This is a genomic window from Providencia sp. PROV174, assembly GCF_028480685.1.
GTDB classification, from domain to species: domain Bacteria; phylum Pseudomonadota; class Gammaproteobacteria; order Enterobacterales; family Enterobacteriaceae; genus Providencia; species Providencia rettgeri.
This window is the reverse complement of record NZ_JAMPOT010000011.1, coordinates 220,061-243,477: the sequence shown is the minus strand read 5'-3', so window position 1 is coordinate 243,477 and position 23,417 is coordinate 220,061. Positions and strand designations below refer to the sequence as shown.

The 23,417-nt window shown below is 38.3% G+C and carries 20 protein-coding genes; 16 read left to right on the top strand and 4 right to left on the bottom strand.

Annotated features, from left to right (window positions below; all coding sequences use genetic code 11):
- Positions 1–47 precede the first annotated feature (47 nt).
- Positions 48–353, bottom strand: coding sequence for a helix-turn-helix domain-containing protein (locus PSE60_RS12035; protein WP_004914446.1), 306 nt, complete (start codon positions 351–353; stop codon positions 48–50).
- A gap of 1,904 nt (positions 354–2,257) precedes the next feature.
- Between PSE60_RS12035 and PSE60_RS12030 the strand changes: the two genes are divergently transcribed.
- From PSE60_RS12030 to fbaA, 10 genes are all read left to right on the top strand, one after another.
- Complete coding sequence (locus tag PSE60_RS12030) at positions 2,258–2,578, top strand: helix-turn-helix domain-containing protein (RefSeq protein ID WP_198641857.1); 321 nt, start codon at positions 2,258–2,260, stop codon at positions 2,576–2,578.
- A 135-nt stretch (positions 2,579–2,713) separates the two neighbouring features.
- A complete protein-coding gene (gene ecpA, locus PSE60_RS12025) occupies positions 2,714–3,319 on the top strand; it encodes a common pilus major fimbrillin subunit EcpA (protein ID WP_272520567.1) in 606 nt (201 codons plus the stop codon).
- A 91-nt stretch (positions 3,320–3,410) separates the two neighbouring features.
- A complete protein-coding gene (locus tag PSE60_RS12020) occupies positions 3,411–4,094 on the top strand; it encodes a hypothetical protein (RefSeq protein WP_272665558.1) in 684 nt (227 codons plus the stop codon).
- 19 nt (positions 4,095–4,113) lie between these two features.
- Positions 4,114–6,612 (top strand): TcfC E-set like domain-containing protein, encoded by a 2,499-nt coding sequence (locus PSE60_RS12015; protein WP_272665557.1) that lies wholly within the window; start codon positions 4,114–4,116, stop codon positions 6,610–6,612.
- 10 nt (positions 6,613–6,622) lie between these two features.
- Entirely contained in the window at positions 6,623–8,236 is a 1,614-nt protein-coding gene (locus PSE60_RS12010; protein ID WP_210839989.1) for a fimbrial protein, read from the top strand.
- On the top strand, positions 8,223–8,939 hold the full coding sequence (locus PSE60_RS12005; RefSeq protein ID WP_272665556.1) for a fimbrial protein: 717 nt from the start codon (positions 8,223–8,225) through the stop codon (positions 8,937–8,939). Before PSE60_RS12010 ends, PSE60_RS12005 begins: the two co-directional genes overlap by 14 nt.
- A gap of 578 nt (positions 8,940–9,517) precedes the next feature.
- On the top strand, positions 9,518–11,512 hold the full coding sequence (gene tkt / locus PSE60_RS12000; protein WP_272665555.1) for a transketolase: 1,995 nt from the start codon (positions 9,518–9,520) through the stop codon (positions 11,510–11,512).
- A gap of 312 nt (positions 11,513–11,824) precedes the next feature.
- A complete protein-coding gene (gene epd / locus PSE60_RS11995) occupies positions 11,825–12,844 on the top strand; it encodes an erythrose-4-phosphate dehydrogenase (RefSeq protein ID WP_210839982.1) in 1,020 nt (339 codons plus the stop codon).
- A 92-nt stretch (positions 12,845–12,936) separates the two neighbouring features.
- On the top strand, positions 12,937–14,100 hold the full coding sequence (pgk, locus tag PSE60_RS11990) for a phosphoglycerate kinase (protein WP_210839980.1): 1,164 nt from the start codon (positions 12,937–12,939) through the stop codon (positions 14,098–14,100).
- Between the two features lie 59 nt (positions 14,101–14,159).
- Positions 14,160–15,236, top strand: coding sequence for a class II fructose-bisphosphate aldolase (fbaA, locus tag PSE60_RS11985; protein WP_272665554.1), 1,077 nt, complete (start codon positions 14,160–14,162; stop codon positions 15,234–15,236).
- A 65-nt stretch (positions 15,237–15,301) separates the two neighbouring features.
- Here fbaA and PSE60_RS11980 read toward each other — a convergent pair whose 3' ends face one another.
- Positions 15,302–16,183: a LysR family transcriptional regulator gene (locus PSE60_RS11980; RefSeq protein ID WP_210839978.1), complete on the bottom strand. Its 882-nt coding sequence runs from the start codon at positions 16,181–16,183 to the stop codon at positions 15,302–15,304.
- 282 nt (positions 16,184–16,465) lie between these two features.
- Here PSE60_RS11980 and PSE60_RS11975 point away from each other — a divergent pair, with 282 nt between their 5' ends.
- Both PSE60_RS11975 and PSE60_RS11970 read left to right on the top strand, forming a co-directional pair.
- On the top strand, positions 16,466–17,686 hold the full coding sequence (locus PSE60_RS11975) for a sodium/glutamate symporter (RefSeq protein ID WP_272665553.1): 1,221 nt from the start codon (positions 16,466–16,468) through the stop codon (positions 17,684–17,686).
- A 50-nt stretch (positions 17,687–17,736) separates the two neighbouring features.
- Complete coding sequence (locus tag PSE60_RS11970; RefSeq protein WP_210838589.1) at positions 17,737–18,699, top strand: agmatinase; 963 nt, start codon at positions 17,737–17,739, stop codon at positions 18,697–18,699.
- Positions 18,700–18,773: 74 nt separating this feature from the next.
- Here the strand turns inward: PSE60_RS11970 and PSE60_RS11965 are convergent, their stop codons facing one another.
- Together PSE60_RS11965 and PSE60_RS11960 are read right to left on the bottom strand one after the other, a co-directional pair.
- Positions 18,774–19,124, bottom strand: coding sequence for a nuclear transport factor 2 family protein (locus PSE60_RS11965; RefSeq protein WP_272665552.1), 351 nt, complete (start codon positions 19,122–19,124; stop codon positions 18,774–18,776).
- Positions 19,121–19,978, bottom strand: a complete 858-nt coding sequence (locus tag PSE60_RS11960; RefSeq protein WP_272665551.1) for a LysR substrate-binding domain-containing protein — start codon at positions 19,976–19,978, stop codon at positions 19,121–19,123. Before PSE60_RS11960 ends, PSE60_RS11965 begins: the two co-directional genes overlap by 4 nt.
- Positions 19,979–20,062: 84 nt before the next feature.
- Here PSE60_RS11960 and PSE60_RS11955 point away from each other — a divergent pair, with 84 nt between their 5' ends.
- The 4 genes from PSE60_RS11955 to PSE60_RS11940 all read left to right on the top strand — a co-directional run bounded on the left by PSE60_RS11955 (position 20,063) and on the right by PSE60_RS11940 (position 23,361).
- Positions 20,063–20,749: an ankyrin repeat domain-containing protein gene (locus PSE60_RS11955; RefSeq protein WP_272665550.1), complete on the top strand. Its 687-nt coding sequence runs from the start codon at positions 20,063–20,065 to the stop codon at positions 20,747–20,749.
- Entirely contained in the window at positions 20,749–21,216 is a 468-nt protein-coding gene (locus PSE60_RS11950) for a nucleoside deaminase (RefSeq protein WP_272665549.1), read from the top strand. The genes PSE60_RS11955 and PSE60_RS11950 overlap by 1 nt, the downstream gene beginning before the upstream one ends.
- Positions 21,213–22,394, top strand: coding sequence for a cyanate transporter (locus PSE60_RS11945; RefSeq protein ID WP_272665548.1), 1,182 nt, complete (start codon positions 21,213–21,215; stop codon positions 22,392–22,394). The genes PSE60_RS11950 and PSE60_RS11945 overlap by 4 nt, the downstream gene beginning before the upstream one ends.
- Before the next feature lie 97 nt (positions 22,395–22,491).
- Entirely contained in the window at positions 22,492–23,361 is an 870-nt protein-coding gene (locus tag PSE60_RS11940) for a helix-turn-helix transcriptional regulator (RefSeq protein ID WP_210838577.1), read from the top strand.
- The last annotated feature ends 56 nt before the right edge of the window (positions 23,362–23,417 follow it).

The window sequence follows — 23,417 nt, the reverse complement described above, 5'->3', positions numbered from 1 at the left end:
TAATTTTTACATATTGATATGGTTTTATTGAATTTAAAATGAAAGGTTTAAATATCTTTCATGCTATTTAGTAATATTGCGATTGTTTTTTTACTTAAATTTATATTGTTTCTTTTATTTTCTTCAGAGAAACAATCAATATAGTAAATCATTTCAATCCATCTTTTGTCTAAAACAGTTAAGATTTCATTTAATTGATCTAGCGATAATGAACTGGTGCCAGTTTCATAGCGAGATACCTGTTGTTGGCTAATGTTAATTAATTCTGCCAACTGTTTTCCTGTCATGTTTTTTTCTTTGCGTGATTTTCGTAAATAATTTCCTACATGACTACTAATTATATTAGCTTTCATTTTTTCAGCCTCTAATATTAATAGATCTATTTATGTGATATTCGTTAGCTCACTCGCTTGCTTAATTGAGTGTTATAATAAATACATTAAAAAAAGAGTAAATGGCAGGATTTCTATTAAAGATTTACTTTTAATAGGTTTTTTCTATTAACTCTGTTTTTTTTAGCATTATTCAATTGAAAAATATCTCTTCACCAGTTTAATTGGTTAAAAATACACTTCACAATATTGAAAACAGGGTATTAAATAAAAAAATACACTAAATAAGTGTAAAATTATTATAATTGTTAACAAATGTATATTTAATTAAGAAGCATAAAGAATCCACATTGAAAGTTACAATTTATTACAATTAAAGAGAGGAAAGAATTTAGAATAAAGGTGGGAAACCAGTTATATTGGTAAAATTGTAATTTTAAATGTGTATTTAACCCTCTTATCTATTAATAACTCAGTTAACTAATTTAATGTGTATGATGTTAAAGTCCCACTTTGATAATTAGATATATGATATAATATCAATGTCTATTAGGTGAATAAATGTAAGATAAAACAAATAGTTGGTTCGCTTTATCCACTATAGTATCAACTTTCTATATTATGATCCTATTGTGGTACATAGGGGTTAGCGCTAATACTTCATCCTACAGACCAGCTTATCTTGTGTAATTTTATAAGGTTCTTGGCCAGTAATAGTTGAATCAGGGATGGGGTATTATGTTCTCCATTGCCCCTCATTTTAATTTTGGTGATATCCAATGTGATGCTTTATGGATGTTTGTAGTGAGTTATCGAAATAGCTAGTGCTAAGATTCCCTCCTTTCCAATTAAATGGCTCCATGCATACAGATTCTGAAGTGTCTAATCTATACGGCTTGTTTTAGACCCAATTTATCACTTAAAGCTACGCTACTTATAAATTAGATATAACTATCTACATAACAGCTAGCCTAGATTTTAATCCTTTCTTTTGCACCTAGCTTTCCACTAGAGATTATGCTTTTGGGTATAGTAACAGAGCATAAGAATGTCTGTTAGTAAAAAACGTTGGTTGTTAGAAGTGCGTAAGCTATCTATGCATGATGAGTAATATCGATAAACTTTCTGGAATAGCGAGCTAGATTATTTTTTGAACGATTCTCTTTTTCTTCTTGGTAAGTGTGGGTTATAATTTATAGATGTTACTATTTTCTTTGGTATAAATAGAACAAAATAGATGGTTTTTTGTGCTTTATTTGAAGGGTTGAAATGATGTTTTTTTTATATCATTGATGAACTGTTTCAGTAGGGATAGTTATTATAGTCATTGTTTTTATTTTTTTAATTCTTTAAAAAAATAAAAATTAATGAGTATGTTTTGATATGTATCAATAAAAATAGCATACTCGATCTTAACGCTAATCAATGAGTATTTTATAGCGAAAAATCCTTAATACTCATATTAAGCGTTATTTTAAATTACAAGTAATACATTGCATTCCAAATTGTAACAAAATGAAACTTGGCATTAATTAGCGTGTCACTGTAATCTATATTGTTTTATAAGTAATAATACTTGCAACATATTGAGTTAATAACTGCAACAATATTATCACATCTAAAATTAATTGATTAATCACATAGTTACTTATCATTTTTCTACTCCAATTGCGTGTTTTATTCGGTTGTATATCTCAAAATATGGGTACAAAAAAAAATCAAAAAGCCCAGGCCTATTGATTTTAATTCTATTGATAGGTTTAAACATTTTTACTCGTTTTTTATTCAATTTATATTATTAAGCATAAATTAGTAGTTAATGAATTATCACTAGAATAATTTAGCCTATTAAATAAATATACTAATGCTTATCATTTGATAAAAATTTATTGATCTTATACATCGGGAAAATTCTGGAAATGCTTATGGAAGTAAATAGGTTGAGTTATTATGCGGGAATATTTTTAAGGAAATCTAGAAAGGAAAAGAATTTGACGGGTAAGCAATTAGCAAAGCTAATGCACGTTAGTCAGCAACAAATATCTCGTTATGAAACAGGAAAAACATCATTAACAATAGACCAATTAAGTCATCTTTTACATCTCTTAGATAAGAATTGGGTTGAGCTTATTTTATTTGTTCAAAGTGAATGTGATATCGATATAAAATTGGAAAAAGAAAAAAGCAAAAGAAATTACTTATTAAGTAATTACTTAATTGATAATTTAGTAAATAAAAAACAGTAATTTTATTTTAATTTTTTTTAACTCTATTCTCATAGTGGTCAAGATTATATTTTATAAAAAACACAGTTAAAAGTGTTTTTTATACTAAGTAATTTTTCATTTGTTGTATATTGAATTTAAATTAGAGAGAATAAAATGTTTAATAAGAAAATATCATCTGTATTATTATCTGGGATTATTGCTGCTTCTTTTGCTACGGTTGCAAATGCAGATACACGTACTGCTCAAGCAACAGCGACATGGCAAGCGACTGCAATTAAAGACACGACAAGTATGTTAGTTGTGACTCCACTAAAAAGCTTAACTTTTAATTACGCCGAAGGCCAAAAAAGCTTTAATCAGCAAAATGGTGCATTCGATGTCGCTATTCAAGGACAATCCGGCGCAACTGATTTTAAATTAACATCAAAAATTATTGCTAATACATTAGCAAGAACTACCGACGATTCTACATTAGAAGTTGGCGTTAAATGGAATGGTACTGATTTAAACACTGCAACGGATACTACGTTAATCAGCGTTGCTGACGGTATTACTTCAGGTTTAGATAATTTAGCGGCTGATGGTGTTTATAATAGTTCAGATCGTGCAACAGATCGTGGTGAGTTCACCTTTGTTATTGCTAAAGCTAAAGCAGCAGGCGCAGTCGCTGAGTTTAAAGACTTAGATGATGGTGTTTGGGATGGTGATGTGAAAGTCCAGTTTACTGCAAACTGGGAAGGAACTTTTGTTACTCCATAAGTTTTTTATTAATTAAATAAAAAATCCTTTGTTACGATAAAGATAATATAAGGATATAGAATCTTTATCGTTTTTTATTTTGAGTTTTATTATGAAAAAAACAACAATAGCAGTTATTCTATTATCAATTCTCCCACTAAAAAACATCTTGGCTGTTAATGTTGGTAATATCACAGAAATTATTTCATCTGATGAAAATTCACTTTCTAAGGAAATTGAAAATACAGTTGATGCGGCTAGATTAGTAAACTTAACGATAGAAAAAATAGATACGCCATTAGAACATGGAAAGGTAATTTCAACTAACGATCCTAACGAAATATTGTCAACACCAGCGAATATTATTCTTCCGGGGAATGCACGTGATGTATTTAAAGTTATCTACAATGGCCCGAAAGACGATAAGGAACGTTATTATCGGCTAAATTGGAAAGATGACCCAATTAGCGAAAGTGGGATTACGAAAAGTTCAAAATCAGCATCAGCAACAACATCAGCAACGATTAGTACAATACTTGTTGTTGCACCTAGAATAGAAAATTTCCAATACAAATATGATAATCAAAAAGTTGCTAATTTAGGGAACAGTTCTTTTCGTGTTGTTGCTTCAGGACCCTGTTTACCTGAAAAAATAAATCTTGGTTCCGATGGGATCTGTAAAGAACGTTATTACTTGATGCCAAATTTAGCTGTAAAACTTCAGTTGGTTGATATAAATAATAAAAAAACAAGTGTTGGTATTTGGCACAAAGGTGATTTTATTGTGGTCAAATAGCTAATATTGGGTCTTAATTATGCATAAAAGTATTATTGCATTATCAATAATGAGCTTTATTTTTTCAAATGTTGTTTATGCTAAAGATATTAAGCGTATTAAAATTGGTGGGTATATTATTCCGCCAGCTTTTGTTATGGCACTGGAAGAGGGAATGTCAGTACCTGTTTTTTTACGATTAAATACTTCTAGAGAAAAAAATCAAAGTGAAGATAAAATTGCTGATGCCATCATTATTGTTGAACAAGGAAAAATTAAACTTGCGAATATTAATTTTATTGATAATAGCCAAGGGCCAAAGTTAAGCTCACTATTGATAGATGAATTAGAAAACAGTAAAGATAATTTTTTCAATGAATCAAATAATATTAAGATTGATAAAGATGCATTACTTCAGTTAGATATTTCTTCATTTAATTTGTCACTCAATGTTGACCAAGATGCTTTTGTGCCTAAAGAAAAAGTTAGGCAATTTTCTCTAGGTGACTCATCGGTAAATGATTTTTCTGCAGTAGCTAATTATGATTTAGGTGTTTTTGGAAGCCAGGTAAAAAAAGGGAAAAATTCATCGAGTAGCTATTTTAATTTAGATACTTTGTTGGCTATAGCCGAACACCACATTAACATTAATGCATCAGCCTACAGCATTGGTAAATCAAACTCTGATATTGAATTATATCGTGCTATGTATGAACGTGATTTTAATGGAATACGTTATGCGATTGGATTAATGAGTACGTGGAATTTACAGTCTATTGCGAGCCTAACTACTCTAAATAGCAGTAAAATTTATGCAGTTACACTAGGAAATAATGCATCTAGTGTCGTGGTGAATTCAAAATATTCGTTAACACCAATTTATGTATTTTTAAATAGTCCAGGTGAAGTTCGTATTTACCGTGATGGAAAGTTATTAAATATTCAAAATTTTCCGATGGGTAGCTTTGAAGTCGACACGAGTATTCTTCCATTTGGTATCTATGATGTCACGATTGAGACGGTTGTAGATGGTAAAATTGTGACGACTCAACATCAAACAATTAATAAATCCTTTGGAACTAGCGGCGCTAATTTTGAAAAGTTAAATTGGGAAGTCTATGGGGGATATGTTGATTTCGATAAGAAACGTTATGTAAGAGGAAAATATTCTAAACGTGAGCCGCTGAAGCAAAGTTATTTAGTCGGTGCGTCCGTGGCAAAAGGTTTTCCTGTTTTATCTGGATTAAATATTCAGATGTCTAATTATGGCTATGACAATTTTTTAATTAATGAAAGCAGTATTAACTTTTCTTTAAATCAGTATGTATCACTGTCTTGGCAGGGAATGATTGAAAACCATGGAAGCCATAGAAATATTGCTACGCTATCGACAAGTATACCTGATGGCTATGGATCTGTTTGGGCTTCGAAAGAAAAGGCCGTAGTAAAAGGTGAATTACCGATTTATGACTCTGATAGCTATTCTTATGGCGCAACTTTAAATTTTGACAAGGTATTTGAGCGAGCGGGAACATTCACTATTAGTAGTACAAAAGATAAACGCATTGGTAGTGATTCAATTAACTATGAATATTCAAATACATTATTTTCAGGCCGTTACGGTACTATTGGGTTAAGAACAGGCGTTCAGCGTTATCACTATGATGACCAAAAAAGTATGAATGAAAAATTTATTAGCCTCGATTTTTCATTACCTTTATCAACATGGTTGAGTACAGGTCTTTCATCGAGCAATGGCAATGTGAAAGCCAATATCTATGCGAATAAGAGCTTTGATGATTCGGTTATTACAAGTGTCGGAGGTTCGGTATCAAAGCTAGTTAAAGATAAAAATAACGGTGAGTCTAATATTTCAACAATGGGCTATGCCTCTTACGAGACTAAATATAACTCAGGTATGGTGACACTTAACCGGCCCGATAGTAATAGGCTTAATGGTAATTTGACGTCAAGAGGCTCAGTCGCTTATAGCAATGGAACTATTATGCCAAGTGGGCAGCAAGGGAAATCAGGTGTCATTATTAATTCGGATATTTATGGAGCTGGGAGTATGACTGCGCGTGTTAATGGGCAAAATTACCCTGTTAGTGGAGCAAATACCTTTATTCCATTATCACCTTATTCTGACTATGACATTCAATTAATGAATGATGCGAAATCTAAAGACAGTTTTGACATTGTCTCAGGGCGAAATAAGTCTGTCACATTATACCCTGGGAATATTGCTATTTATAAACCTGAAGTTAGGCAGCTCGTGACGGTATTTGGCCGTTTGAAATCGCCAACTGGCGAATTTATTAAATATGCGTCTATCCGTAACCATATTGGTCGAACGAAAACAGATCACAATGGTGAGTTTTCTATGGATGTCGATGTTCGCTACCCTGTTATTTCACTTCTACAAGAAGATGAGCAAACTATATGCGAAGCTGATTTGAATCTAGAGGGGGCCAGAGGTGCGTTATGGCTAGGGGATGTAACTTGTGACCCGCAAAGAACAGTCGCATTAAGGCAATGAGAGTTTCATGATGAATAAAAAATATTTCTTACTATTTTTGGCGAGTTGTTTGTTGAATGGCGTCTTTAGTTCTTCTGGCTTAGCTGTGGCTCTGAGTAATTCTTATGTGTTTATTGAAAATGGTGTTGATAATGAGTTTTTTGTAACACCAAGATCTTTAGATCCTCGATTCACTGGCGCAAATAAATTTTCCCGTTATTCAGCAAGAAATCAAGAAAGCTTAGGTTATATGGGCTACACCAATACCTCGATTCGGGCCAACCAGAATGTAGATATTTGGTTTGAAAATTCACCGATTGATAGCCCATTTATTGGTAACCGCTGTATGCGTAATTACTGTAACCGCGATACGGGTTATTGGCCTGCACAATATATTGGTCGAAATGGTGCATATAAAATTGTACAGGATAATACCTTGGGGGAAGGGGCATACGCGCGAGGTATTTTTAGTGAGTCAACATACCAATATTTTCAAAAACTGCCTATTGGTACCGTGGAAACTTATAGCTATCGTGCATGTATGACTGACTTAGATTATGACCCTGCAAAAGGGGAAAGTTGCCAAAGTGTTGGTGGGCGAATTATCGCATCTCATGAGTTTACAATGACGAAATCAGGGCATATTAAACTGAGTTCAACAGGAGCAATGCAAGAAGTTTATATTGATAGTAATGGTAATCCAAGCCTAGGTCCCGGGGAGCAATTTTGTCGTATTGGTATTGTTGCCAACGTGAACGGTTTAATTTGCCAAGTGGTAAAACATGAAACATCGGGGGATATTTTTGCGAATGTGTTGCTGACATTAAAAGTAAATTCAACATTAATTCCATTTACCCCTGCTGCTGCATCAATAAAAATAGGCCCTGACGACGGTTCTAATGTTTGGCGAAATTACAACTCGGCTTATGCAGCGAACTCATATTTTAAAAGTTCAAATAACTATGTTTCTATCTTTTTTTCTAATACGTTTTTCAAACAATTAGTGACAAATAATATTGATTTCACCAATAGCCAAGACTTTTTTACGTTTTCGTTTACGAATCCTGCCGCTGCCCCACAGTCAGGCTATTATGAATTCACGCCATCGAACCAGTTAGTGATAAAGCCTAGGGACTACAGCATTAGTATTGTGCCAGCTGATTATATTCCTAACCCGTCAAAAACGGGGAAAATTGGCCCAGCGGAACCACCAATTGAGTTTAATTATATTGTGACGACAAGCGGCCCTCGACAAGCGGACTCGATCACTGCAAGAGTCGAGGGGCCGACAGTGAATGTTAACGGGCAAAATTTTTGTTTGTTCAGCTCCGATGATGACAAATTTCGTGTTCCGTTTTCAGCTTACTTATCATTTAAAAATACTTCAGGTATCGAAGAGTCTTATCGCTCAAATTGTGATGGTACGGAAATATCAATGAATAATGCGTTGTGGGCGGAAACTCCGTGGGATATTCCTAACCAAGATTTAGGGTCATTCTATCGTACTAATTTGGATTTACGTTTCCCAATGAATGATTCAAACTCATTATTTACGTTAGATGGCATCGATTGGTTAGGAACGGTGTCTGCGAGTGGAACGGTTGTCGTGAAAGCGATTTGGACGGGGCCAGATGTCCATTTATAAGGTTGGTGTGATTCGAACTCATAAGATGAAGTGTATAGTACCCCAACTATTGACTAGTGCGTTATTGCTTTTTTCATTTTTTGGTAAAGCCTATGCACTTTATTTGAGCTCAGATATTTCATCTTTAGAACCTAACAAAAGCTTTTTTTCAAAGTCCTATATCAATGACACGAAAAAGGTGAATTTATATACATTTAGCGCATACAAAATAGATAAGCCAGATAATAAAGAGCAAGGGAAGCCAATAGAAGAAGGGGAAATTATTTTTACCCCATTAAAAAAAATCGTATTACCCGGTGAGCAAGAGTATTTTAAGATTTTTTATCGCGGTAAAACGGATGACAAAGAGCGTTATTATAAGATTGTGATCAGCGAAACAGCGCTTGATGTGGAAACAGACTCTTCTCAGAATCAGCAATCGTTATTTTACCCCACAGTTAGTTTAGAAACCTATTTTGTGGTTAGGCCGAAAGATATTGCATTTAAATATTCGATGGATGCGGATGCGGGCAGATTAAAAAATACGGGCAATACTTATTTTAGGGTGTTAATTCATGAAAGCTGTGAAGTAAAGGATGATGAGCAGCCCTTAGTTCTTTATCTTTTACCGCAACAAGAATTTCGCCATGAAGCTTTAAAGAAAAAAAGCCGTAAATACATTGTTATATTTGATAAATACCATTCTATAGGCAACTGCGATTAGCTGATTTAAAATTTCATATTATATGATTAGCCAGTAATATTTATTGTTACTGGTTTTTTCAATTCATGTTACTTCTATCTATTAATAATCATTAGAAAGGCTAGGTCTTTTACTCAACTCAAACAAAAATATTCGGGCATATTGCGCTTTTTTTTGTCTAAAACTTTGCCAATTATCACTAATGTGGCAGCTAAATGAGCTAGAAGCATAAATCACCTTGATCCCAGACACTGAACTCAGGTTTAATAAGGTTAGTCACTTGCGCAAAAATGTAAGTCTTAAGGGATATTTTGCGCAATGGAATGGATTCAGCTTTGCGGCAGTTCAATTTATTAGCGATCTGCTGCCATGAACATAGCAAATATTGCGGTATGGGTAGAATTGGGTTACTTTCAATCGCTCTATTCGTGAAATGCTCAGTATGTTGTCGATGTGTTGTGGTTCCTTAGATAAGGAAACCGATGGCGATACCTCGGTAAATTGATATTTTCATGTTGCAGCGAAATTAAAGTAGCACTATCCGTATTGCGTTGTAAAAATTGGTTTAAGTACGTTTTTATCCTACCTGGAGTATACTGATGACGACTCGTAAAACCCTTGCTAATGCTATCCGCTTTCTAAGTATGGATGCGGTTCAAAAAGCAAAATCAGGGCATCCTGGCGCGCCAATGGGCATGGCTGATATCGCTGAAGTACTGTGGCGTGACCATATGAATCATAACCCAGCAGACCCTCACTGGGCAGATCGCGACCGTTTTGTACTGTCAAACGGCCATGGCTCAATGTTGATTTATAGCTTACTGCACCTCACTGGTTATGACTTACCTATCGAAGAGTTAAAAAACTTCCGCCAATTACACTCTAAAACACCGGGCCACCCAGAATATGGCTATACTCCAGGTGTTGAAACAACAACTGGTCCTTTGGGGCAAGGCATTGCAAACGCAGTGGGTTTTGCGATTGCAGAACGCACATTAGCCGCGCAATTTAACCGCCCTGGCCATGACGTTGTTGACCACCACACTTATGTTTTCATGGGTGATGGCTGTATGATGGAAGGTATCTCGCATGAAGCATGTTCTTTAGCGGGTACACTGAAATTAAATAAACTGATCGCATTCTATGATGACAACGGTATCTCAATTGATGGTGAAGTTGAAGGTTGGTTTACTGACGATACCGCAGCACGTTTCGAATCTTATGGCTGGCATGTTATCCGTGATATCGACGGACATGATGCATCACAGATCAACGCGGCAGTGAATGAAGCGAAAAACCAAGCTGATAAACCAACACTGATTATGTGTAAAACTATTATTGGTTTTGGTTCACCAAACAAAGCGGGCTCTGAGTCTGTTCACGGTGCACCTTTAGGTGATGCTGAAATTGCAGCAACTCGTGAAGCTCTGGGTTGGAGCTACGGCCCATTCGAAATTCCTAAAGATATCTATGAAGCTTGGGATGCTCGTACCGCAGGTAAAGAAAAACAAAGCGCATGGGATAAAAAATTCGCCGCATATGCAGCACAATTCCCTGAATTAGCAGCGGAATTTACTCGTCGTATGAATGGTGAATTACCGGCTAATTTTGATGCGGATGCAAAACAATTTGTTGAAAATCTGCAACAAAATCCAGCAAATATTGCCAGCCGTAAAGCATCACAAAATGCACTAGAAGCGTTTGGTAAAGTATTACCTGAATTTATGGGCGGTTCTGCGGACTTAGCTCCAAGTAACTTAACCATGTGGTCAGGTTCGAAAGCGCTGAACGTTGACCCAGCCGGTAACTATATTCACTACGGTGTTCGTGAATTTGGTATGTCAGCTATCATGAACGGTATCGCGTTACATGGTGGTTTCATTCCTTACGGCGCGACATTCCTGATGTTCGTTGAATACGCACGTAATGCGGTTCGTATGGCAGCACTGATGAAAGTGCGTAGCATCTTCGTTTATACTCACGATTCTATTGGTCTGGGGGAAGATGGCCCGACTCACCAACCGGTTGAGCAACTGGCAAGCCTGCGTGTGACACCTAATGTCAGCACATGGCGTCCTTGTGACCAAGTTGAATCTGCGGTGGCGTGGAAATATGCTATCGAGCGTAAAGATGGCCCAAGCGCATTAATCTTCTCACGTCAGAATTTAGAGCAACAACCTCGTACCGCTGAGCAATTAGCCAATATCGAGAAAGGCGCTTACATTCTGAAAGATTGCGCAGGTTCGCCTGAACTAATCTTTATTGCAACAGGTTCTGAAGTGGAATTGGCAGTTAAAGCAGCTGACCAATTAACGTCAGAAGGCCGTAAGGTTCGTGTTGTGTCTATGCCATCAACTGATGCATTTGATAAACAAGACGCGGCATACCGTGAAGCAGTATTACCTGCAAATGTTAGCGCACGTGTTGCTATTGAAGCGGGCATCGCAGATTACTGGTTCAAATACACAGGCTTAAATGGTGCCATCATTGGTATGCATACCTTTGGTGAATCTGCACCAGCGGAAGAGCTGTATAAAGAGTTTGGCATCACTGCAGAAAAAGCGGTTGAAGCAGCGAAATCTTTACTGAAATAAAATAAGAAGGAATGAGTTCCGAATTTCGGTTCTCATTTTTAATTATCTTGTTGAACAACGCCTAGCGATAAACTAGGCGTTGTTTTTTTGTGCACCAATATAGGATTTTCTATTGCGTTCTATAAATATATCCCTTAATCTAATCCTAGATAAGCTGAACCGTTTCAGTTGTATGTTATAGAATGAAAATATTTTTTAAAAATGTCGGTTGAAGCACACTTTTGATGTTTGACAGCTAAAATGAGCAGTAGAGTTGGTGTGAGTCAGTTATCCTTAGCAACCGTGTGATTTTGCTCAGATACAAGGTGTAGAATGGCAATCAGGGTAGCAATAAATGGCTTTGGCCGCATTGGTCGAAGTGTTCTAAGAGCGTTGTATGAATCAGGCCGTCGGGCAGAAATTGTCGTGGTGGCGGTTAATGAACTAGCTGAACCTGAAGGTATTGCACATTTGCTGAAGTATGATTCCAGCCATGGGCGTTTTGCTTGGGATGTACGACTTAACGGAACACTTTTACAAGTTGGTGATGACAATATTCGCTTATTTCACCAATCTGAGCTGCATGAGTTACCTTGGAAAGAATTGGGAATTGATGTTGTTTTAGATTGTAGTGGGGTTTATGGTTCACGGGATGACGGCTTACTGCATTTAGCGGCAGGAGCGAAAAAAGTGTTATTTTCTCACCCAGGTGCTGATGACCTTGATGCAACTATCGTTTATGGTGTTAACCATGAAAGCTTAACCGCTCAAGATAAGATTGTTTCCAATGCTTCTTGCACCACCAATTGTATTATTCCAATTATTAAATTGCTTGATGAGGCTTTTTCGATTGAATCGGGAACCGTGACGACGATTCATGCGTCAATGAATGACCAGCCTGTTATCGATGCCTATCATAAAGATTTACGCAGAACTCGTGCAGCGAGTCAGTCTATTATTCCTGTTGATACCAAGTTAGCGGCAGGAATTACGCGAATTTTTCCGAAATTTAAAGACCATTTTGAAGCCATTTCTGTCCGTGTACCGACGACGAATGTGACAGCGATTGATTTGAGTGTTACCGTACATAACGATGTTTGTGTTGATAAAGTCAACCAACTACTGCGAAACGCGGCACAAGGCCATTTTCGTGGTATAGTGGATTACACTGAATTACCGCTAGTCTCGATGGATTTCAATCATGATCCACACAGTGCTATTATTGATGGTACACAAACGCGAGTTAGTGGTAAGCATTTAATTAAAACCCTAGTTTGGTGTGATAACGAATGGGGGTTTGCTAACCGGATGCTAGATACAACATTAGCGATGGCAGCGACAGGTTTAAACTAATTGGCGACTGACAGACAGCAGGGCATGATAACTTTATTGCTTTGCACAGTCGCTGATGGAAACTTTATAGAGAATCAACGAGAGGATTCACCATGTCTGTAATTAAGATGACCGATTTAGACTTAGCGGGTAAACGCGTATTCATCCGTTCTGACTTAAACGTTCCTGTAAAAGATGGCAAAGTTACTTCTGATGCACGTATTCGTGCTTCATTACCAACAATTGAAGCTGCTCTGAAACAAGGCGCTAAAGTCATGGTCACTTCTCACCTTGGTCGCCCGACCGAAGGCGAGTACAACGAAGAGTTTTCACTGCAACCTGTTGTTGACTATCTGGCTGACAAAATGGATTACCCAGTCCGCTTAGTTAAAGACTACCTTAACGGTGTTGAAATCGAAGCTGGCGAGTTAGTTGTGCTGGAAAACGTTCGCTTTAATAAAGGCGAGAAAAAAGACGATGAAACACTGTCAAAACAATATGCTGCATTGTGTGATGTTTATGTCATGGACGCATTCGGTACGGCTCATCGTGCACAAGCGTCAACACATGGCGTTGCTAAATTCTCTCCAGTTGCTTGCGCTGGCCCACTACTAAGTGGCGAGTTAGAAGCATTAGGTAAAGCACTAGATAACCCAGCTCGCCCGATGGTTGCGATTGTTGGCGGTTCAAAAGTATCAACGAAACTGACTGTATTAGATTCCCTATCTAAAATTGCAGACCAACTGATTGTTGGTGGCGGTATTGCGAATACCTTTATCGCAGCAGAAGGCAATAATGTTGGTCGCTCATTATATGAAGCAGACTTAATCCCTGAAGCGAAAAAATTACTGGCACATTGCCAAATTCCAGTACCGACTGATGTTCGTGTTGCGACTGAGTTCTCAGAAACCGCAGAAGCGACATTGAAAGCAAGTACTGAGATTAAAGACGACGAACAAATTCTGGATTTAGGTGACGAATCTGCACAGCGCTTGGCTGAGATTCTGAAAAATGCGAAAACCATTTTGTGGAATGGCCCAGTTGGTGTATTTGAGTTCCCTAATTTCCGTAAAGGTACCGAGATCGTTGCAAAAGCGATTGCAGACAGCGATGCATTCTCTATTGCGGGTGGTGGTGATACGTTGGCCGCTATCGATTTATTCAATATCGCTGACAAAATTTCATATATCTCTACTGGTGGCGGTGCTTTCCTTGAGTTCGTTGAAGGTAAAAAGCTCCCTGCTGTTGTGATGCTAGAAGAACGTGCTAAAGCGTAATTAATTGTTCATACACAACAGGCAGCGTAGGCTGCCTGTTTACCACAGGACCTTTTCACATGTCTAAAATTTTTGATTTTGTTAAACCGGGTGTTATCACGGGTGATGATGTACAGAAAGTTTTCGCAGTTGCTAAAGAAAATAACTTTGCATTGCCAGCGGTGAACTGTGTTGGTACGGATTCAATTAACGCCGTACTTGAAGCGGCCGCGAAAGTGCGTGCGCCAGTTATTGTTCAATTTTCAAACGGCGGTGCTGCATTCATCGCAGGTAAAGGTTTGAAAGCAGAAGGGCAACAAGCAGCAATTTTAGGCGCAATTTCAGGCGCTTATCATGTGCATCAAATGGCAGAGCACTATGGTGTGCCTGTTATTCTGCATACCGACCACTGTGCGAAAAAATTACTGCCATGGATCGATGGCCTGTTAGATGCAGGTGAAAAACACTACGCGAAAACGGGTAAACCACTGTTCTCTTCTCACATGATTGACCTGTCAGAAGAAACACTGGAAGAAAATATTGAGATCTGTGCTAAATATTTAGCGCGTATGGCTAAAATCGATATGACATTAGAAATCGAATTAGGCTGTACAGGTGGTGAAGAAGATGGTGTTGATAACACTGGTATGGACAGTTCTGAGCTGTACACTCAGCCAGAAGACGTTGCATACGCTTACGAAAAACTGAGTGCGGTGAGCCCACGTTTCACTATCGCTGCATCTTTCGGTAACGTTCACGGTGTTTATAAGCCAGGTAACGTTCAGTTAACGCCAAAAATTCTGCGTAATTCACAAGATTACGTTTCAGAAAAATATAACCTGCCACACAACAGCTTAGACTTCGTATTCCACGGTGGTTCTGGCTCAAGTGCTGCTGAAATCAAAGAAGCAGTAAGCTACGGTGTTATTAAAATGAACATCGATACTGATACTCAGTGGGCTGCTTGGGATGGTATTTTACAGTACTACAAAAAGAACGAAGGCTATTTACAAGGCCAATTAGGTAACCCAGAAGGTGCGGATAAGCCTAATAAAAAATATTATGACCCACGTGTATGGCTACGTAAATCTGAAGAATCAATGATTGTTCGTTTAGAGCAAGCATTTAAAGAACTGAACTGTGTTGACGTTCTGTAATTAACACGCATTAAGTTTCTTGTGATGAATCCCCCAGTGAGGTGACTTGCTGGGGGATTTTTTAGTCATGTAGATAGCGGAGTTTCACTTAATTGTGAAAGTAGTTTTAAAAATAGCGCTTCACTTTGTGTTAGAGGTTTACTGGCCTCAGTGATCGCACATATGCGGTTATGAAAAACAGGGGAATCGTTCATTTCTATTAGTGAGTGGCGAAAATTAATATGGGAGGCATAGTTCTCGGGCAGAATTCCGACATAGTGACCTGAAGCGATAAAAGTGGCAACGGCCTCAAGGCCAGCGGCCTCAGGACCTCGACTAAATTCACCCGATGCTAAAATACTTTCAGTGAATGGATGTGGCCGATAAACCAATGCTAGATTATGTTTGTTACTGGCGGTATTGGCAGAAACATAAAGCTTATGGTTTTCTATAAATAAGAATTGATAATTATAACGGCTGTTTTCGTGATATTGCCCCCGAATACCGATTTGAATTGTTCTGTCGCTAAGCGCTTTATTTAATTGATTATGGTTGAGTATGCTTAGCTCTAATTTGACATTAGGTGCCTCTTGGGTAAATTGAGTGATAGTGGCTGATAAATGGCAGAGTGGATCCGTTAAAATATGTTCAATAACACCAATAACTAATGTGCCAGATAAAATCCCATGGCGTTCATCAACTTCAGTTTTGATATTATCTAATGCTTTCAAAGCAGTATTGGCTTTTTCTATCACAAATAAACCTGATTCAGTTAGCTTAAAGCCTGAAGGTCCTCTTTCACATAATTGGACACCGAGTTTTTCTTCAATTTCACGAATATGGCGGCTTATCGACGCTTTTGACATATTTAATTTTTTTTCTGCAATGGTAAAGCCACCGACTTCTGCAACGGAAGTAAAAACACGTAATGATTTTAAGTCTTTTTCCGTTAGTTTTTTATTATGCATATTTATACCTATTACGTGAAATGAATCACTAAATGCTAATCTAGCTTAATTTTTGTTGGGATACAAATGACATAAATAATGCTGTTTTATTTTAATTATTAAAATTATTTTTGTTTTCTATAAAAGGTTTCATTTTATGAAACCATAGGATCAAAAATATCACTTTTATTCCTATCAGATACGTATATCTTAAAGTTGTAGTTGTTAATAGATTATTACCAAAGTGGCGCCACAAAATAATAATTAATCCAAATATATATAAATACAAAAGGATTCTAATTTATGGTCACAGATGAATTGTTAACAATAAAATTAGATATGATTACATTTACAGCATTAGGGGCTTTATTATTAATCGCTAGCAATGTAATTATAAAAAAATTCCCATTTTTTATGAAGTATTCAATTCCTAGCCCTGTTATCGGCGGGTTTATGTTTTCTATTGTAATGTGGTTAGCGTATCAATTTAATATTGTAGAACTTAATTTTGATAACACATTATATGACTTATCGATGTATGTATTCTTCGTCACAATTGGTTTAATGACAGGTGTTAAACTATTAGTGAGCGGTGGAAAAATATTACTGATTTATATGGTAATTTGCTGGGGACTGGCATTTATGCAAAATGGCGTCAGCATTGGTTTATCATATGTTTTAGATATTGAGCCATTAGTTGCCATGATGGCAGGCCAAGCCTCGATGCAGGGTGGTCATGGTATGGCGGCATCTTTAGCACCACTGATTGAATCCTTTGGTCACGACCAAGCTCTGAATGTTGGGTTAGCGGCTTCAACGTTTGGTTTGATTGCAGGGTCAATTCTAGGAGGGCCAGTTGGGAACTGGTTGATTCAAAGAAATAAATTAAAAATTGAAACTGACCATGTTGATTTAGAAAATTTAGCGGAAAGTAACAGCACAGAAGATAAAATTACAGCCCAACAATGTATTATTACAGGGGCGGTTATTTTAAGCATACTTGCTATCGGAATGCCGACAGCGAAATGGATAAGCACAGCAACGAGCTTTACCATTCCCGGCCATATTTTTAGTTTATTTGTTGGTGTTGTATTTCATTCAATTAATGAAAGAAAGCCGATAATTAAAATATCTCGTAATACAGTAGTGTTAATTTCTACTCTATCACTAGAAATGTTTTTAGTGATGGCAATGATGAAGTTAAAACTTTGGGAATTATATGAGTTAGCCTTGCCACTAACGATTATATTAATATCTCAGGTTATTACAACAATATTAGTTGCTATATTCGTTGTTTACCGTGCATTAGGTAAAAACTATGATGCCGCTGTTATGTCCGCTGGTTTTATTGGACATGGTTTAGGTGCAACACCAAATGGCTTAGTGGTTATGGACGCTATTTGTAATAAATATGGGTTATTCTCACGAAAAGCATTCATTATTATTCCAATTGCTGGAACAGTATTAACGGATATTGTTGGCGTCCCTCTATTTGTATTCCTAGCTAACACATTTGGTGGCTAAGAAATAAAAAATAAAAGAAATAAAACTAAATCTAAGAAGGAATAGTTGGTATGAAAAAATTAACGACACCCCCACATGTTGGCCATAAAACATTTTTATATTCAGAATTAGTGACTGAATTGGCCGGCATTGAAGCGGATATTGCCATACTAGGGATGCCATTTAGTTCTGCTTATAGTGCCCATGCATTTACTAATGACCAATCTCGAGCTCCACAATATTTACGTGATATGAGTGACCGAATTGTTAGGCATCCAGATCATTATGATTTTGATATTGATGGGCCACTACTACAAGGTCGAAAAGATATTAAATTTGTTGACTGTGGTGATGTTATTCCTGATTTATCAAAGCCTTTGGGGGAACATCATCAACGCGCGGCTGAGGCGATTCGGCAATTACTAAGAGCTAAGGCACTTCCTATTGTTTTAGGGGGCGATCATGGGATCACAACGCCTATTTTGCAGGGATTTGATGAAATAGGGCCGATTACACTTGTACATATTGATGCACATTTAGATTGGCGTGAAGAGGTTAATGGTGTCGATACTGGCCTTTCAAGCCCGATCCGCCGCGCTTCAGAAATGAAACATATAGGTGAAATTTTCCAAATCGGTTTACGTGCACAAGGTAGTGGGCGCCCAGCGGATTACCAAGCGGCTAAAGACCATGGGGCGCATGTTATTCCAGCCTATGAATTGCATGAGGTTGGAATGCAAGCCATTTTAGACCGGATCCCTGATAATTCGAACTACTATATTAGTATTGATGCGGATGGCATTGACCCAAGTATCATGCCTGGAGTTGATGGCCCAGCTCCTGGTGGGGTGACCTATTTGCAGGCTCGCAGCCTAATTCACGGTTTAGTGAAAAAGGGGCGCGTTGTTGGTATGGATATTGTGGAAATTACCCCAGCCAAGGATATTCCATCTAAGCTAACGGGGGTGACTGCCGGGCGCTTCGTTGTGAACCTTATTGGGGCATCTATCCGAGCGGGTTATTTTGATAAGTAATCGTCAATAAAAAACAGCAGTCTTCAAATGGAGGCTGCTGTTTTTCAGTAGGTTTCAAATTTTTTAGTAGAGAGTTATATCGGGGTTCCTTGATGAAACCGCAACTGCCATTGGTTTTCTGAATTTTTTAGCCAAATAGATGAACGGTGGGTGAGTTTGATTTTTTTACTATGGTGTAATTCAAAACTGGTATAGGTCATTAACACGGTATTATCGCTCAAGAATGAGCAGTGATAATTTTCTGAATAAATAGATGTTTCCATTTCATTTGCCAATGACAAAAGCGTATCTCGCTTATCACTGGTTCCCCCAGAACGACCAAATTCAAAAAAATCCGCATGTAATATCTCACGAAGAAAATCACTATTCTGTCGGTTAGAACTGTTATGTAATTTTTTTTCTAATTCAATCAATTTATGTATCACTCGCGCTCTCCCAATTTTTGTGCCAGTTTCTCGGCTAGCAGAGTAACAATGTCCGAAGTATTTGCCTGGAAATGCATGGCAATTTCCATTTCTTGAGCGGCAGGGAAACCGTCTTCTTCTGTTAAAATTCGATGTTGAGGCAGTTTTGCTCGCAAAGGTAATAAACTGACACCTAACCCGTCGGCGATAGCACTTTGAATGCCCGCGAGGCTAGAACAAGTATAAGTTATGTGCCAAGGGCGTTGTTCATTGTCTAATAACTTAAACATATCATTACGATACAGACCATTTTCAGGAAAAACTACCAAGGGTACGGAATCATTATTGCAGTGTTTATATTGGTTGCTCATTAGCCAACATAATGGTTCAGGCCAATGGTAATCACTTTTAAATTCGCCTTTTTTCTGTTTCACAATAATTAAATCTAACTCACCATGTTGGTAGCGCTGATGAAGCTGACGGCTTAGGCCACTTGTGACTTCTAATCGCACATTGGGATTAGCTTGCATAAATGCAGCAAGTGTTGGGGTAACTTGGCCAGAAGCGAGATCTTCCGGAAAACCGAGCCGAATAGTTTGAATTACTGCATTGCCAGTGATTTTCATAAAGAAGGTATCATTGAGTACTAAGATATTTTTTGCATAACTCAACAAAACTTCACCCGTTTCGGTTAAGGTGAGTATGCGGTGTCCCCGAACGAATAAAGGCTGGCCGACTAAAGTTTCTAGCCGTTGAATCTGCTGGCTCAATGTTGATTGCGTTGAATTTAAATGCTGTGAAGCCACGGTGAAATTCCCTGTTTCAGCAACAGTGACAAAGGTTTTCAACAAAACAAGATTAAGTAATGGATTCATTTTATAAATACCTACCATTTAGTTATTTAATTTTTAAATAGCATACTTTTTCAGTAGATTAAAGAGTCATCGGGGAGATTAATCATGAAAACATTCTTTTTACGTGCGAAATGGTTGGTTCACTTAGTTAGCATTCTTATGATTTCGTTGGCATTTATGGTGAAAGGTATGGCGAATCCACAACTTGATTCTTTGGTGCCATTGGCTGAGCAAGGGAATCTACAAGGCGTTAAATCCTTGGTTGAGCAAGGTGCGAATATTGAACAGCGCGATTTACGCCAACGTACTGCGTTGATGGCGGCAACCCATGAAAACCATATTGAAGTTGCCCGTTTTTTGATAGAGCAAGGCGCAGATGTTAATGCACGCGATAATATGCAAGATTCCCCTTATTTGTACGCAGGAGCGCGTGGTTTACAAGAGATACTCGTATTAACCCTACAACATGGCGCTGACTTGAAAAGCACTAATCGCTACGGGGGAACTGCGTTGATCCCTGCAGCAGAACGCGGACACGTAACGACGGTCAAAACCTTGATTGATGCGGGGGTTGATGTGAATCACGTTAATCGGTTGGGTTGGACTGCACTGATTGAAGCGATTATTTTGGGTGATGGTAGCGATAAGTACGCACAAATTGTCACTGAATTAATTAAGGGCGGCGCAAATGTCAATTTAGCTGATGGCTCGGGGATATCACCGTTGACGTTGGCAAAAAGTAAAGGTTACCGTAATTTGATTGAAATTCTTGAGAATTCAGGAGCGAAATAATGTCGGATACGCAATTTTTGCAACAAGCTATCAACTTAGCAATGGAAAACGTGCAAGCTGGCGGACGACCTTTTGGCGCAATTGTTGTCTGTGATGGGCAAGTCGTTGCAAATGGCGTCAACCAGATGCTTGAGCTCAATGACCCAACTGCCCATGCGGAGCTGATGGCGCTGCGTCAGGCTGGGCAAAAATTAAGCCGTGTGAAATTAGATGACTGTGTGGTTTATGCGAGTGGGCAGCCTTGTCCTATGTGCCTTGCTGCCATGCGAATGGCGGGTATCTCTCGGGTCGTTTACGCCTATTCAAACGATGATGCCGCACCTTTTGGGCTTTCTACGGATGCCATTGCCAAAGTGCTGAGAGTTGCTCCTGAACAACAATCAGGTTTACGGTTTGAACAATTAAAGCCTAATGATGAAACGCGCAGTACCCTGTACCAACAGTGGTGGGAACGGCAATCTAAATGAGTAAAACAGCCCCATCTTCGTTGGCGTTGATACTAACCATTGTCTTAGTCGGGTTGAATTTACGGCCCTTTATGACGGGCCCAGGGCCCGTTATCGACAATATCATTCAAACGACAGGGATGAGTTATCAAAGCATTTCGCTTTTAACGTTGTTACCCATGTTGTTGATGGGGGTTGGGGCATTGGTTGTGCCGATGTTAAACCAACGTATAGGCGAACGTGCGGGGCTCAGTACTGCAATGCTATTACTGCTAGTCGGTTCACTTGCTCGTTACTTTGTTGTTGATGGTGCGGCTTTATTATTAACCGCTTTTTTATGCGGTGTGGGTGCGGCTTATATTCAGTCGGTATTTCCTGGGCTCATTAAAGCGAATTTCCCCCAAAAAATGGCGATGATGACAGGTTTGTATTCAGCCACGTTAATGGCGGGGGGAGCAATTGGTGCACAGCTAACGCCTTTGGTTGAGAAAATAACAGGCCACTGGCAGAGTGCTTTAGCATGGCTTGCCTTCCCAGCTTTGCTCGCGTTGTTGGCTATTTGGGCGAATGTACATACAGAGCGGAGTTCAAAAGTGGAATCGATCTCAGTATTGACGTTCTTACGAAAGCCGAGAGCATGGTTGTTGATGGCAGGTTTTGGGCTGATTAATGCGGGTTATGGTACCGTAGTGACTTGGTTGGCACCTTTTTTCCAAGAGCAGGGAATGAGTGCTGCACAAAGTGGCACGTTTGTTGCCATATTAACGGTGTTTCAGGCGTTATCTGCGCTAATGATCCCTGTATTTGCTTCGCATAATATTGATCGTCGCTTTTGGCTGATTATTACGCTCAGTTGCCAAGCTCTTGGTTTTTCTGGTCTGATGCTGTTTGCTAGCGATGTGCCACTTTTGTGGGTGGCACTATTAGGTATGGGGTTAGGCGGCTGCTTTGCACTTAGTATTATTACCGCTTTAGATCATCTGCCTCATCCCGTCAGCGCAGGCGCATTGACTTCGTTAATGCAGGCTGGTGGCTTTATTATTGCGGCATTTGGGCCATTAGCGGCGGCTTGGTTGCATCAAGTCAGTCAGGGTTTTACATGGGTATGGGCAATGCATGTGGTCTTTGTATTAGTAACATTGATTCTTTATTTGCGTTTGAACCCTAAAAGCTATAATCAAATCTTCAATTTAAGATAATTAATCTCCTCTTTGTTTATTGCGAATGATAATTATTGTTATCTTTGTGTTTTTTTGCCACTATAACTGTTTATTTATTCGTCTAGGTAAGAGCCCTATGCAGCAGCGTATTGAAGATAAATTCACACAAGCACATTCAGCCCGTGAAGAACAATCTGTTGGTGAATTTATCCGGATCCGCCGCGGTGAGTTTCTGATTAACCGTGATTTAGGTATTGAAGAAGAACAAGCCGCTGGGCTCAAAATTGTGGCTATCCATCAAGGGGCAATGGGTTGCCGTAGTAGTGCGGGACAAAATGTTGAGGTCAATTCACCTTCTTTGATTTTATCGAGCAGTCCGCAAAATTATCTATTGAATAATCAATTTTATGGTCAGCAAACCATGAAATACACCATGATAGATATTTCTCCTGAATGGTTGGAAATGCAACAATTAAGTTTACCAGATACTTGCTATCATCCTCGTTCCCCAAAGCTATTACAGTTGGTTATTCCACCGAGTGTACTGGCGATCACTCATCAGTTATTTGCTTGCCCGACTCATTCGTCATTACGCCAACTCTATTTGAGCGCTAAAGTGTCTGAAATTACGGCACTATGCTTACATCATTCGCTATCTCATACAAATACGCCTGTTATTAGCGTATTGCGCCAGAGAGATATTGATATCTTGCATATGGCAAAAACTATATTGATTCAGGAAATGGAATCTCCACCCAGTTTAGATGAATTAGCTAAACGGTTAGGGGTCAATACCCGTAAACTCACGCAAGGCTTTCGCCAATTATTTGGCAATAGTATTTATGGCTGGTTGCAGGAGACCCGCTTGGAAACAGCTTTCCAACTATTGAGTATGAATGATGCAAATATCTCAACAGTGGCTTACCAAGTCGGCTATACCCCCGCTCATTTCTCCGTTGCATTTCGCAAACGCTTTGGTATTTCACCTAATCAACTCAAAAAATAACAGTGTGTACGCCGGATAACGATAGACAAATTCCGGCGGTCGAAAGTATCCCATCA

What these genes read in the sequence shown, in the direction of transcription:
- PSE60_RS12035 (WP_004914446.1), bottom strand. Translation starts at nt 353, where the DNA reads ATGAAAGCTAATATAATTAGTAGTCATGTAGGAAATTATTTACGAAAA.
- PSE60_RS12030 (WP_198641857.1), top strand. Translation starts at nt 2,258, where the DNA reads ATGGAAGTAAATAGGTTGAGTTATTATGCGGGAATATTTTTAAGGAAA.
- ecpA (WP_272520567.1), top strand. Translation starts at nt 2,714, where the DNA reads ATGTTTAATAAGAAAATATCATCTGTATTATTATCTGGGATTATTGCT.
- PSE60_RS12020 (WP_272665558.1), top strand. Translation starts at nt 3,411, where the DNA reads ATGAAAAAAACAACAATAGCAGTTATTCTATTATCAATTCTCCCACTA.
- PSE60_RS12015 (WP_272665557.1), top strand. Translation starts at nt 4,114, where the DNA reads ATGCATAAAAGTATTATTGCATTATCAATAATGAGCTTTATTTTTTCA.
- PSE60_RS12010 (WP_210839989.1), top strand. Translation starts at nt 6,623, where the DNA reads ATGAATAAAAAATATTTCTTACTATTTTTGGCGAGTTGTTTGTTGAAT.
- PSE60_RS12005 (WP_272665556.1), top strand. Translation starts at nt 8,223, where the DNA reads ATGTCCATTTATAAGGTTGGTGTGATTCGAACTCATAAGATGAAGTGT.
- tkt (WP_272665555.1), top strand. Translation starts at nt 9,518, where the DNA reads ATGACGACTCGTAAAACCCTTGCTAATGCTATCCGCTTTCTAAGTATG.
- epd (WP_210839982.1), top strand. Translation starts at nt 11,825, where the DNA reads ATGGCAATCAGGGTAGCAATAAATGGCTTTGGCCGCATTGGTCGAAGT.
- pgk (WP_210839980.1), top strand. Translation starts at nt 12,937, where the DNA reads ATGTCTGTAATTAAGATGACCGATTTAGACTTAGCGGGTAAACGCGTA.
- fbaA (WP_272665554.1), top strand. Translation starts at nt 14,160, where the DNA reads ATGTCTAAAATTTTTGATTTTGTTAAACCGGGTGTTATCACGGGTGAT.
- PSE60_RS11980 (WP_210839978.1), bottom strand. Translation starts at nt 16,183, where the DNA reads ATGCATAATAAAAAACTAACGGAAAAAGACTTAAAATCATTACGTGTT.
- PSE60_RS11975 (WP_272665553.1), top strand. Translation starts at nt 16,466, where the DNA reads ATGGTCACAGATGAATTGTTAACAATAAAATTAGATATGATTACATTT.
- PSE60_RS11970 (WP_210838589.1), top strand. Translation starts at nt 17,737, where the DNA reads ATGAAAAAATTAACGACACCCCCACATGTTGGCCATAAAACATTTTTA.
- PSE60_RS11960 (WP_272665551.1), bottom strand. Translation starts at nt 19,978, where the DNA reads ATGAATCCATTACTTAATCTTGTTTTGTTGAAAACCTTTGTCACTGTT.
- PSE60_RS11955 (WP_272665550.1), top strand. Translation starts at nt 20,063, where the DNA reads ATGAAAACATTCTTTTTACGTGCGAAATGGTTGGTTCACTTAGTTAGC.
- PSE60_RS11950 (WP_272665549.1), top strand. Translation starts at nt 20,749, where the DNA reads ATGTCGGATACGCAATTTTTGCAACAAGCTATCAACTTAGCAATGGAA.
- PSE60_RS11945 (WP_272665548.1), top strand. Translation starts at nt 21,213, where the DNA reads ATGAGTAAAACAGCCCCATCTTCGTTGGCGTTGATACTAACCATTGTC.
- PSE60_RS11940 (WP_210838577.1), top strand. Translation starts at nt 22,492, where the DNA reads ATGCAGCAGCGTATTGAAGATAAATTCACACAAGCACATTCAGCCCGT.